This window comes from Mesorhizobium caraganae (genome assembly GCF_016836705.1).
Lineage (GTDB): Bacteria > Pseudomonadota > Alphaproteobacteria > Rhizobiales > Rhizobiaceae > Mesorhizobium > Mesorhizobium caraganae.
The window spans coordinates 23,859-35,546 of record NZ_JAFCGY010000046.1; the positions used below are offsets into that span (position 1 = coordinate 23,859).

10 protein-coding genes are annotated in these 11,688 nt (G+C 63.7%); 7 read left to right on the forward strand and 3 right to left on the reverse strand.

What is annotated here, in order from left to right; all coding sequences use genetic code 11:
* Nucleotides 1–39: 39 nt before the first annotated feature.
* Nucleotides 40–1,179 (forward strand): citrate synthase, encoded by a 1,140-nt coding sequence (locus JQK88_RS33145; protein ID WP_192247553.1) that lies wholly within the window; start codon nucleotides 40–42, stop codon nucleotides 1,177–1,179.
* Between the two features lie 59 nt (nucleotides 1,180–1,238).
* Here the strand turns inward: JQK88_RS33145 and ftrA are convergent, their stop codons facing one another.
* A complete protein-coding gene (gene ftrA, locus JQK88_RS33150) occupies nucleotides 1,239–2,237 on the reverse strand; it encodes a transcriptional regulator FtrA (protein WP_246750149.1) in 999 nt (332 codons plus the stop codon).
* A gap of 88 nt (nucleotides 2,238–2,325) precedes the next feature.
* On the opposite strand from ftrA, the gene JQK88_RS33155 reads away from it, so the two are divergent.
* Both JQK88_RS33155 and JQK88_RS33160 read left to right on the forward strand, forming a co-directional pair.
* Nucleotides 2,326–2,745, forward strand: a complete 420-nt coding sequence (locus JQK88_RS33155) for a rhodanese-like domain-containing protein (protein WP_203280762.1) — start codon at nucleotides 2,326–2,328, stop codon at nucleotides 2,743–2,745.
* A gap of 190 nt (nucleotides 2,746–2,935) precedes the next feature.
* Nucleotides 2,936–3,385, forward strand: coding sequence for a GNAT family N-acetyltransferase (locus JQK88_RS33160; protein ID WP_203280763.1), 450 nt, complete (start codon nucleotides 2,936–2,938; stop codon nucleotides 3,383–3,385).
* Nucleotides 3,386–3,433: 48 nt separating this feature from the next.
* Here JQK88_RS33160 and phaR read toward each other — a convergent pair whose 3' ends face one another.
* Nucleotides 3,434–4,048: a polyhydroxyalkanoate synthesis repressor PhaR gene (gene phaR / locus JQK88_RS33165; protein WP_112559628.1), complete on the reverse strand. Its 615-nt coding sequence runs from the start codon at nucleotides 4,046–4,048 to the stop codon at nucleotides 3,434–3,436.
* Between the two features lie 299 nt (nucleotides 4,049–4,347).
* Between phaR and JQK88_RS33170 the strand changes: the two genes are divergently transcribed.
* A complete protein-coding gene (locus JQK88_RS33170; RefSeq protein WP_203280764.1) occupies nucleotides 4,348–5,532 on the forward strand; it encodes an acetyl-CoA C-acetyltransferase in 1,185 nt (394 codons plus the stop codon).
* Between the two features lie 127 nt (nucleotides 5,533–5,659).
* Entirely contained in the window at nucleotides 5,660–6,385 is a 726-nt protein-coding gene (gene phbB / locus JQK88_RS33175) for an acetoacetyl-CoA reductase (RefSeq protein WP_203280765.1), read from the forward strand.
* Nucleotides 6,386–6,459: 74 nt separating this feature from the next.
* On the opposite strand, the gene JQK88_RS33180 is transcribed toward phbB, so the two are convergent.
* Nucleotides 6,460–7,710, reverse strand: coding sequence for an FAD-dependent oxidoreductase (locus JQK88_RS33180; protein ID WP_203280766.1), 1,251 nt, complete (start codon nucleotides 7,708–7,710; stop codon nucleotides 6,460–6,462).
* An 84-nt stretch (nucleotides 7,711–7,794) separates the two neighbouring features.
* Between JQK88_RS33180 and JQK88_RS33185 the strand changes: the two genes are divergently transcribed.
* Nucleotides 7,795–8,376: a TetR/AcrR family transcriptional regulator gene (locus JQK88_RS33185; protein ID WP_203280767.1), complete on the forward strand. Its 582-nt coding sequence runs from the start codon at nucleotides 7,795–7,797 to the stop codon at nucleotides 8,374–8,376.
* Between the two features lie 644 nt (nucleotides 8,377–9,020).
* Nucleotides 9,021–11,688: helicase-related protein (locus JQK88_RS33190; RefSeq protein WP_203280770.1), on the forward strand; the 2,668-nt coding region annotated here is incomplete at its 3' end.

The window sequence follows — 11,688 nt, forward strand, 5'->3', positions numbered from 1 at the left end:
CATCAATCTTGATCAACATAATCAATATCAGGGGTCAAAATGTCCGAATGGCTGTCGCGGGAAGAGGCGCTGGAAAGGCTCAAGGTCCGGCCGCAGACGCTCTACGCCTATGTCAGCCGTGGCCGCATCGGCATGCGGCCCGATGAGACCGACCCGCGCCGCAGCCAGTATCGCCTTGACGACATCGCCGCACTTGCCACCCGGCGCGCGCGCGGCCGCAGTCCCTCGGCCATCGCCGAGAGCGCGATCGCCTGGGGCGAGCCGTCGATCGCCACGGCGATTTCGACCGTTGTGCACGGTCGCCTCATCTACCGGGGGCAGGATGCCGTCGCGCTGTCCAAATCCGCCACGCTGGAGGAAACCGCCGCTCTGCTCTGGGCCCTGCCCGAACCGGTGGCTTTCAAAACACCATCGTCTGAGGCGCCTCATCCAGCCGGTCGCGCTTCGGCTTTTGCGCAGCTTGCCATGCTTGCCAGCCAGGGGCGGCCGTCGCTTGGACGCAGCGCCGCCTCGCTGTGTACCGAGGCCGCGCACACAATAGGGGCGCTGGCGCAATCGCTAGGCGCCGCGGGCGGCACGGAGCCTATGCATCGGCGTCTGGCGCGGGGCTGGTCGGCGGACGATATCGGCGCGGAGGCGATCCGCTGCGCCCTTGTCCTGCTTGCCGATCATGAACTCAACGCATCGACCTTCACGGCCCGCGTCGCGGCCTCGACCGGGGCCTCGCCCGCCGCATGCCTGCTGGCTGGCCTGGCGACGCTGACCGGCCCGCGCCACGGCGGCGCCGGCGAAGCAGTCATGCAACTGGCCGAGGATGCAGCGGCGCACGGCGCCGAGGCGGCGATCCGGCGCTGGCTCGGCCACGACCGGCCCTTGCCGGCATTCGGCCATCCGCTCTATCCCGATGGCGACCCCCGTGCCACCGCACTTCTTGCAGTTATTCCCGTCGACGAGACGCTGCAGCAACTGCAAAAAGCTGCCATCGCTGCGACCGGCACGCGCCCGAACATCGACTTCGCCCTGGCCGCGCTGACGCGCAGTTTTGGCCTGCCACGCGATGCACCATTCCAGCTGTTTGCGCTTGGGCGCAGCGTCGGCTGGGCCGCGCATACGGTCGAGCAGATCATGAGCGGCAGCATCATCAGGCCGCGTGGCCGCTATGAAGGGTCTTTGACCTGAGCAATTCCAGGAAAAGTGTGAAGCGGTTTCCGTCCGGAATTGCGTAAAATAGAACCCCCTCAGCCCGACCTAGAAGTGCTCCCGAACCGCGCACGGTACGCGACGGGCGTCGTGGCGAACTGCTGACGAAAATGATGCCGCAACGTGCCTGCCGCGCCAAAGCCGGCAGTCTCGGCAATCCGCTCGATCGGCATGGCGGTGTCTTCCAGCAGCGTGCGCGCTCGCGAAAGCCGTTCCGAGAGCAGCCAGCGCGCCGGCGTAACGCCGGTTGCGGCCGCGAACCGGCGCAGAAATGTCCGCTCGCTCATCCCGGCTAGTTCGGCCAGGACGGCGACGGGATAGTCGGCCGAAATATTGGCGCGCATTCTGTCGATCAAAGGCCCGAGCCGGCTGCGCTCGTGCGGCTCGGGAACGGAACTCTCGACATACTGCGCCTGGCCGCCGTCACGGTGCGGCGGCACCACCAGACGACGCGCCACCATGTTTGCCGCTTTGGTACCGAAGTCGCGCCGCACCAGATGCAGGCAAAGGTCGATGCCCGCGGCACTCCCGGCCGATGTCAGGACATTTCCCTCATCGATGTACAAAACATCTGGAACCACGGTGATGTCTGGGTACATCTCCGTCAGCTTATCGCTATAGCGCCAATGCGTTGTCGCCCTTTTGCCGGCAAGCAGGCCCGCGGCGGCAAGCACGAACACGCCCGAGCAGATCGAAAGAATGCGGGCGCCGCGCTCGTTCGCCTTGCGAAGCGCCTCGATCAGCGCCGGCGGCACCGGCGCCTCCGATCCGCGCCAGCCAGGCACGATCACCGTGTCGGCCTGGCCGATCAGATCAGCCCCGCCATCGGCAACGATGCGCACACCGCCCAGCGCGCGCATTTCGCCGGCATCGATCCCGGCAACGGCAAAACGGTACCAATCCGTTCCCATTTCCGGCCTGGGCAAGGCGAAGACTTCAACCGCCACGCCAAACTCGAACGTGCACAGACCGTCATAGGCAATGGCAACGACGAGAGGGTTCGCAGGGCGCGGATTGGCGGAAGGCATATTTGGCATGATCTTGACGATATATGGCAAAGCTGCCAGCTGCAATCGCTGTACCTGGTGCTTTATCTCTCCGTCGCATCAGCAATGGAGATCATCGATGAGCTACGTGACAGACATTCCGACGGCATCGCCGGAAATCACCCGGGACCATTTCCTGCGCCGGCTTTCCGTCGAGACCGACTGTTCCGACGTCGCCGCGGCGCTGCGAAGCGGCGATCAAGATTTTGTCCTTTTGCATGTGGTTGGTTCGCCGGAAGCCTATGAACGCCGGCACGTGCCGGGCGCGCTGCGTCTGCCGCACCGCGAAATATCGGCCGAACGGATGGCAGAGTGGCCGGTAGAGACGCTGTTCGTCGTCTATTGCGCGGGACCGCATTGCAATGGCGCGGATCGGGCCGCCTTCAAGCTGGCCGGCCTCGGTCGTCCCGTGAAGATCATGATCGGCGGCATTACCGGCTGGCAGGACGAGGAACTCCCCTTCACTTCCGGCAAGGAGCCAGGCGTCTTGCACGCATGAGCCTTGGTTCAGCACTAGAGTGGTTCATCGTTTCACGGAAACGCCGAACCACTCTATCTCTTTGTTTGAGCATGATCTTTTCCGAAAACCGGATTCCACTTTTCGGGATCATGCTCTAGGCTGGCGCGGGAGAGTGTACGCGATATGGTCGACCTTGCAGACAAGCGAAAGCAGGCAGATGGCGGCGATTATGGTCCGTCCGTTCGGACGGCAGGATGTTGGCGCGGTGCTCGCGCTTATGCGGGCGCTGGCCATCTTCGAGGGTTATGACGACAAGTTCCGCCTCACCGAAGCGGACCTTGTCGAACACGGGCTGGGGCCATCGCCCCGGTTCGGCGTGCTCGTGGCAGAGCGAGAGAACGTGATCGTCGGCATCGCCGTCCACTACATCATCCCGTGGACCTACGACCTGAAGCCGGTCGTCTGGCTCAAGGAACTCTACGTCGCCGAGGCAGCGCGCGGCATGGCGGTCGGCCATGCGCTTGTTGCACGGCTTCGCCAATACGCCGCCGGCATTGGCGCATCCGCCATCAAATGGACGGTGCTGAAATCCAACATGCCGGCGAAAGCCTTCTATCGCTCACTCGGCGGGCAGCCCGACGAGATCTGGGAATCGTGGCAGCTGAAAATCGACCCGTGAGGGCAAGGCCCCGACCGGTAGGGTCGGTCAGGCCAGGCCGCGCCAGTCTTACGACATCGTGTCGAGCTTGCGCTGCATGGCGGCGATCTGTTCCTTCAACTCCTGAAGGTCGTCGCCGCTCTTTTCCGGCGCTTCCTTGCGGGCCGGCTCGGGCGCAGCCGCGGCAGTGCCATTCGAGGCGGCTGGCGGGAACGGCGTGAACAGGCGCATGGCGTTCTGGAACATTTCCATGTTGCGCCGCGTCTGCTCTTCCAGCGCCTTGATCGGCGTGGCGATCTTCATCACATCCAGCGGCGACTTGCCGATGGCGCCCTTCATCTGCTCGCGAAAGCGCTCCTGCTCTTTGGAGAAGGCGATCATCGACTGTTCGAGGAAGCTCGGCACGATCATCTGCATCTGGTCGCCGTAGAACGCGATCAGCTGACGCAGGAACGGGATCGGCAGCATGTTCTGCCCGTCCTTGTTCTCCAGCTCGAAGATGATCTGGGTCAGCACCGGATGGGTGATGTCGTCGCCGGTCTTGGCGTCCTGCACCGTGAACTCCTCGCCCTTCTTGACCATTTCGGCCAGGTCCTCGAGCGTCACATAGGTGCTGGTGCCGGTGTTGTAGAGCCGGCGGTTGGCATATTTCTTGATAATGATTGGGTCGTCTTTCGCGGCCATCAGCATCCTCCCGGGACACCGGCGTGCCTGAGTAAGCCGCCGGTAACGATTGCGCCATTTTTAAGGATATGCGCAAAAGCTCCATAATTCCAAGCGGTTTGTGCAGTGCGGCATCATTTAATGCTGCATGGCAGGCCAAATATGCTGCGCAGCAAAGGCCCGGCGACCGCGCTGGCCGCTCGCGCCCTGCTTGCGGCGCATGGCCGGCATGCCCATTTCCGGTTTGACTTGGGGTGTGGAACGGGCAAGAAAAGTCCCAACAACACTAGAGAATACGACCTCGAAGTCCGGAGAGAAACATGTCCGCTGCCAATTCAATCGTTGTCGCCAGCGCCGCGCGCACCGCTGTCGGCTCCTTCAACGGCGCCTTCGCCGCCACCCCGGCGCATGAGCTTGGCGCCGTGGTCATCAAGGAGCTTTTGTCGCGCGCCGGCGTCGAGCCGGGCGAAGTCGACGAGGTCATTCTCGGCCAAGTGCTGACGGCAGCCCAGGGCCAGAACCCAGCCCGCCAGGCATCGATCAATGCCGGCCTGCCCAAGGAGACCACCGCCTGGGGCCTCAACCAGGTTTGCGGCTCGGGCTTGCGCGCCATCGCGCTCGGCATGCAGCAGATCGCCACCGGCGACGCCAAGGTGATCATCGCCGGCGGCCAGGAATCGATGTCGCTGTCGCCGCACGCCGAGCATCTGCGCGCCGGCGTCAAGATGGGCGACTACAAGATGATCGACACCATGATCAAGGACGGCCTGTGGGACGCTTTCAATGGCTATCACATGGGCAACACCGCCGAGAACGTCGCCCGCCAGTTCCAGATCACCCGCGACGACCAGGACCAGTTCGCGCTGGCGTCGCAGAACAAGGCTGAAGCGGCACAGAAGGCCGGCAAGTTCAAGGACGAGATCGTCGCCGTCACCATCAAGGGCAGGAAGGGCGACACCATTGTCGACCAGGACGAATACATCCGCCACGGCGCCACCATCGACGCCATGAGCAAGCTGAAGCCGGCCTTCGACAAGGACGGCACAGTGACCGCCGCCAACGCTTCCGGCATCAATGACGGCGCTGCCGGCGCGCTGCTGATGACCGAGGCCGAAGCATCGCGGCGCGGCATCACCCCGCTGGTGCGCATCGCGTCATGGGCGACCGCCGGCGTCGATCCGGCGATCATGGGCACCGGACCTATTCCCGCTTCGAAGCGGGCGCTGGAGAAGGCCGGCTGGTCGGTCAAGGATATCGACCTTGTCGAGGCCAATGAAGCCTTCGCCGCACAGGCCTGTGCCGTCAACAAGGGCATGGGCTGGGATACGTCGATCGTCAACGTCAATGGCGGGGCCATCGCCATCGGCCATCCGATCGGCGCCTCCGGCGCGCGCGTCTTCAACACGCTGGTTTTCGAGATGCGCCGCCGCGGCGCCAAGAAAGGCCTCGCCACGCTCTGCATCGGCGGCGGCATGGGCGTCGCCTTGTGCGTGGAAGCGCTGTGAAAAGAGTGAATGGTGAATAGCCAATGGTGAATGGTCGAAGGCGACACATCGCTCGCCATTCAACCATTCACTATTGACCATTCACCAAATTGACCATTCACCAAAAACCTTAGGGAGGAGGAACTTCATGACCAAAGTAGCGCTCGTCACCGGTGGATCGCGCGGCATCGGCGCCGCCATTTCGATCGGCCTGAAGAATGCGGGTTACACGGTTGCCGCCAACTATGCCGGCAATGACGAGGCTGCGGGGAAGTTCAGCGGGGAAACCGGCATCAAGACCTACAAATGGTCGGTCGCCGACTACGATGCCTGCGCCGCCGGGATCAAACAGGTCGAGGCCGATCTCGGCCCGGTCTCGGTGCTGGTCAACAATGCCGGCATCACCCGCGACGCCATGTTCCACAAACTGACGCGCGAGCAGTGGAAAGAAGTCATCGACACCAACCTCTCCGGCGTCTTCAACATGACGCATCCGCTGTGGGGCGGCATGCGCGACCGCAAGTTCGGCCGCGTCATCACCATCTCCTCGATCAACGGCCAGAAGGGCCAGGCCGGCCAGGTCAACTATTCCGCCGCCAAGGCCGGCGACATCGGCTTCTCCAAGGCGCTTGCCCAGGAAGGCGCTCGCGCGGGCATCACCGTCAACGTCATCTGCCCCGGCTACATCGCCACCGAGATGGTCAAAGCGATCGACGAGAAGGTGCTCAACGAGCGCATCCTGCCGCAGATCCCGGTCGGCCGCCTCGGCGAACCGGAGGAGATCGCGCGCTGCGTCGTCTTCCTCGCCTCCGAGGACGCCGGCTTCATCACCGGCTCGACCATCACCGCCAATGGCGGCCAGTACTTCGCCTGATACTTCGACCGCTGCAAATCCTTGCAGCCGGCACGATGTGAGCCCCCCGATCTGAGGCCAGCCGCCTGACGTCGTCAGGCGGCGTGTTTCAGGTTCGGTTTTTCAGCAGGCTTGGCACGATCGAAAAATCCCGGCTTGCCTGCGGGCGCCGGCAGCCGCGCGAGCAGCGCCCGGCTGAGCCCCGACAGTTTCAGCGCAATGCGGCGCTTCAGGAACGGGCTGAGGTTCACCACCGAAAGCGCCAGATTGCGCACGAACCGCCCCACCGGATTTCGCGCAAGCGCCATCTCGGTCATCCGGCCCGCAAGGTCGAGGACCTCCTGCGCCGCCGGCCGGCGCAGCGTCTCGTAGTGGTCGAGTTCGGCCTCCGAGCGCGCACCGTTCACCACATCGCCCAGCAACTGGCCGAGCACGACCGCATCGATGATGCCGGTATTCATGCCCTGCCCACCTGCGGGACTGTGGACATGCGCGGCATCGCCCATCAGGAACAGCCGATCCTTGCGATATGCCCTGACCAGGCGGTGATGCACCCGGAAACGCGAACTCCACGTCAGGTCTAGCACGCGGGCCCTCGTCGTGGTTGGCCCACGGCTATCGAGCAATGCCTGGATGTCGACGACATCAGGCTTTTCTGGAGCGTCCTCCATTGTCGCGACCACACGGTATGATCCATCCGGCAGCGGCGCCACCACGACCAGTCCCGCCGGTGCGAAAAACAGCGACACTTCGGTCGGTCCGACCGGCCAGTCGAGTCGAACGTCGGCCAGCACAAAGGAACCGTCATAGGCCTCGCCGTCGAACTCGATGCCGGTCGATTTGCGCACGAGGCTTTGCATGCCGTCGGCGCCGACGACGTAGCGTGCCGATATGAGTTTTTCGCTGCCATGCTCCACCACTGTTACCCGAGCGCCGTCACTGTCTTGAACGACCGCCACGGCCTCGACTTCGCGATGAATGACGCCGCCCAAGGTTGCGATCCGTTCGGCGAATACCTGCTCGGTCAGGTTCTGAGGCAGCATCATCAGGTAAGGATATCTTGATGGAAGCTTGCCGAAATCGAGTTTGAGCAGCGCCCGGTTGCGGTCGCGGATGGCGAAATTCTCGAGCTTCACCGAAAGCTCGCTCAGCCGCTGCGTGACGCCCAACGGCTCAAGCGATTCCAGCGTCTGCGCATGTATGACACCGGCGCGCGAGGTCTGCAGGCCGTGCGCCAGTTTGTCGATCAGCACATGATCGACGCCGGCTTGATGCAGCGCGATGGACAGCGCCAGGCCGGTCGGGCCGGCGCCAATGATCAGGACTTCCGTTGTCTCGGGCAGCATTTCCCCATCTCCATTTATCAACAATCGTTGACTTTCTAATGAGCTCGGTTGCATTTGTCAACAGGTGTTGGCATATGCATGTTCATGACCGAGAATCACCCGAAAAAAATCACCAAGTCGGACCGCACACGGGCCCAGATCCTCGAAGCCGCGCGCCGCCTTTTCGCCGAGGGCGGCTATGACGGGGTATCCATTCGGGATGTCGCCGCACAGGCTTCGATCGATCCAGCCATGGTGATCCGCTATTTCCACAGCAAGGATGAGCTGTTCGCCAGGGCGGCGGTCGTCGACCTGAAACTGCCCGATCAGCGGACCGACCCGGCTATGATCGGCGACACGCTGATCAGGCGCTTTCTCGTAAACTGGGAAGGTCCGGCCAACGGGCCCGGCATGATAATCCTGCTGCGCTCGGCTGCGTCGAACGAGCACGCGGCCGAGAAGGTCCGGGACGTCTTTGCCAACCAGGTGAGGCCGATGGTTGCATCGATAGGCGACCCAGCCGACGCCGGACGGCGCGCCGGGCTGGTTGCCAGCCAGTTGCTGGGCCTGGCGACGTGCCGATATCTGTTGCGGCTTGCGCCCGTCGTGGCCCTATCGCATGAGGAAATCATCCGAAATGTCGGACCGGTTTTGCAACGTTATGCAACAGGCCACGACGCGGGTTGACCGTCGGTCACCGAGCGTGCTGTCGTGGCGATTGCCCCTTCCGGCACGCAAAGATTAACGGGGTCCGCCTGGCCTGCGCGAAAACCGCTTCACAAGCTGTGAATTCTCGGTGGACAAGCTGTGGATAACACAACATATTGGGGTGAACAAATCGGGAAACCCCGCCTATCGCTGATTCGTCGCCGATTCGTTCCGGCTTTGACCGAAACGTTAATGGCGAAGGCCGAAAGCCCTGCCAAATGGTTAAAGCTGGTTAAGAAAAGACAATAATTTCATAACCTTGGCCAATGACCGCTGAGCAGTGGCCATTCTTCGTTGGCGAAGGTTAATGGCAAAGCCCGCCCTGCATGAATCGGGCCAGTTCAATGGATTCAGCATGTGGTGAGACTCCCGGCCGCAAAATCCACATGTAGCCGTGAACAAAAGCTGAATCTGCTGGAGTCACTGATTCGTAGCCGATTCGTTCCAGACTCGTTCCAACTGTTAATCGGGAGCGAATCCGGACCTCGAACGAGACTCCCGAACTGACGGCCGGAACATTCCGCTTTCGCTTCGCGCCCGAAATCCCTATGTGTCGCCTGTCATACGCGCCATGCGAGGCGCGCTCCCGACAACACGATGCAGAAAGCCTCATTTCCGGGCCGATGAACATCCAGCCGAAACACACCGAGCCACTGATCCTGTCGGGCCGCGACGTGACCGCCGTGCTGGGTCCGACCAACACCGGCAAGACCCATCTCGCCATCGAGCGCATGGTGGCACATGAGAGCGGTATCATCGGCCTGCCGCTCCGCCTTCTGGCCCGCGAAGTCTACGCCCGCGTCTGCGAAAAGGTCGGCGCCCACAAGGTGGCGCTGATCACCGGCGAGGAAAAAATCCAGCCGCCCGGTGCGAAATATTCGGTCTGTACCGTCGAGGCCATGCCGCGCGACACCGACGCCGCCTTCGTCGCCATCGACGAGGTGCAGCTTGCCGGCGACCTCGAACGCGGCCACATCTTCACCGATCGCATCCTGCATCTGCGCGGCCGCCAGGAAACGCTGCTGCTCGGTGCCGCCACCATGCATGGCATCCTGCAGCGCCTGTTGAAGGGCGTCTCCGTGGTGACGCGGCCGCGGCTGTCGCATCTCGCCTATGCCGGCTCGAAGAAATTGACCCGTTTGCCGCGTCGCACCGCCATCGTCGCCTTTTCCGCCGACGAGGTCTACGCCATCGGCGAACTGATCCGCCGCCAGCAGGGCGGTGCCGCCGTCGTGCTCGGCGCCCTCAGCCCACGCACCCGCAACGCCCAGGTGGCAATGTTCCAGGCGGGCGACGTCGACTATCTCGTTGCCACCGACGCCATCGGCATGGGTCTCAACCTCGATCTCGACCATGTCGCCTTCGCCCAGAACCGCAAATTCGATGGCTACCAGTACCGCAATCTGACAGCGGCCGAGCTCGGCCAGATCGCCGGCCGCGCCGGCCGCCATCTGCGCGACGGCACTTTCGGCGTCACCGGTCAGGTCGATCCGCTGGATGAGGAGCTGGTCAAGCGCATCGAAGGCCATGAGTTCGACCCGGTGAAGGTGCTGCAATGGCGCACCGCGCATTTCGATTTCGCCAGCCTCGACGCACTGAAGCGTTCGATCGAGACCAACGCCCCGGTCGAAGGGCTGACGCGGGCGCTGCCGGCGGTCGATGCGCAGGCGCTCGAGCATCTCTCCCGCGACGAGGACATCCGCGCGCTCGCCACCAACGCCAAGCGCGTGGCGCTGTTGTGGGAGGCTTGCGCGCTGCCCGACTACCGCAAGATCGCGCCGGCCCAGCACTCCGACCTCATCGCCTCGATCTACACGGACCTCGCCAAACACGGCCATGTCGACGAGAACTACATGGCCGAGCAGGTGCGCAGGGCCGACACGACCGAGGGCGATATCGACACGCTGTCGCACCGCATTGCCCAGATCCGCACCTGGACATTCGTGTCCAACCGGCCCGGCTGGCTGGCCGATCAGGCACACTGGCAGGAAAAGACGCGCGAAATCGAAGACAGATTGTCGGATGCGCTGCATGAGCGGTTGACGAAACGGTTTGTAGACCGCAGGACTTCCGTCCTCATGCGGCGCCTTAGAGAAAATACAATGCCTGAAGCCGAAATCAGTCCTACCGGAACCGTCCTTGTCGAAGGCCATCATGTCGGCGAGTTGCAAGGGTTCCGCTTCACCGCCGACCAGAGCGCCGGCGGCGAAGACGCCAAGGCCGTGCGCACGGCAGCGCAAAAGGCGCTGGCCGCCGAGTTCGAGGCGCGCGCCGAACGCTTCGGCGCCTGCGCCAATGGCGACCTGGCGCTGGGCTCCGACGGCACGCTGCGCTGGATCGGCGCACCGATCGGCACGCTGGTTGCCGGCGAGGACGCGCTGAAGCCGCGCCTGGTGCTGCTGGCCGACGAGCAGCTGACCGGCCCCGCCCGCGACAAGGTCGCCGCGCGCGCCGAGCGTTTCGTCAATTTCCAGATCGAGTCGCTGCTGAAGCCGCTGGTCGACTTGAAGAATGCCGAGCAAATCACCGGCATCGGCCGCGGCATCGCCTTCCAGCTCGTCGAGCATTTCGGCCTCATCAACCGCCGCGACATCGCCGAAGAAATGAAGTCGCTCGACCAGGAAGGACGCGCCGCCTTGCGTCGGCTGGGCGTCCGCTTCGGCGCGTACCACGTCTTCGTGCCGGCGCTGATCAAGCCGGCTCCCGCCGGGCTGATCACGCTTTTGTGGGCGCTGAAGAATGACGGCAAGGACAAGCCCGGCTTCGGCGACGTGGTGCACGCCCTGGCCTCCGGCCGCACCTCGGTGGTCATCGACCCGGCTTTCGACAAGACCTTCTACAAGCTCGCCGGCTACCGCAATCTCGGCCGCCGCGCCGTGCGCATCGACATTCTGGAACGGCTGGCCGACCTGATCCGCCCCGCGACCAACTGGAAGCCCGGCCTCGGCCAGCGCCCGGATGGCGCCTATGACGGCCAGTCCTTCATGGTGACGCCGCCGATGATGTCGATCCTCGGCGCCACCGCCGACGACATGGAAGAGATCCTGAAGGGTCTCGGCTACCGCGCCGAGCCGAAGCCGCCTGCAGAGGTGAAGGCGCGGCTCGAAGCGCAGGACAATGCGGCGCGGGAAGCGGCTGCGGCAATGCTGGCGGAAGCGGCTGCAAAGGCTGCGGCGGAAGCCGCCGCAGCGGATGCTGTCACCGAAGCACCGGCCGAGGGTGCGGAGCCGGATGCGGCTGTTGAAGCTACCGCCGCAGAAGTTACGTCAGAGGATACCGCAGAGTCCGTCG

Coding starts and splice junctions, on each gene's coding strand:
- JQK88_RS33145 (WP_192247553.1), top strand. CDS start 40: ATGTCCGAATGGCTGTCGCGGGAAGAGGCGCTGGAAAGGCTCAAGGTC.
- ftrA (WP_246750149.1), bottom strand. CDS start 2,237: ATGCCAAATATGCCTTCCGCCAATCCGCGCCCTGCGAACCCTCTCGTC.
- JQK88_RS33155 (WP_203280762.1), top strand. CDS start 2,326: ATGAGCTACGTGACAGACATTCCGACGGCATCGCCGGAAATCACCCGG.
- JQK88_RS33160 (WP_203280763.1), top strand. CDS start 2,936: ATGGTCCGTCCGTTCGGACGGCAGGATGTTGGCGCGGTGCTCGCGCTT.
- phaR (WP_112559628.1), bottom strand. CDS start 4,048: ATGGCCGCGAAAGACGACCCAATCATTATCAAGAAATATGCCAACCGC.
- JQK88_RS33170 (WP_203280764.1), top strand. CDS start 4,348: ATGTCCGCTGCCAATTCAATCGTTGTCGCCAGCGCCGCGCGCACCGCT.
- phbB (WP_203280765.1), top strand. CDS start 5,660: ATGACCAAAGTAGCGCTCGTCACCGGTGGATCGCGCGGCATCGGCGCC.
- JQK88_RS33180 (WP_203280766.1), bottom strand. CDS start 7,710: ATGCTGCCCGAGACAACGGAAGTCCTGATCATTGGCGCCGGCCCGACC.
- JQK88_RS33185 (WP_203280767.1), top strand. CDS start 7,795: ATGACCGAGAATCACCCGAAAAAAATCACCAAGTCGGACCGCACACGG.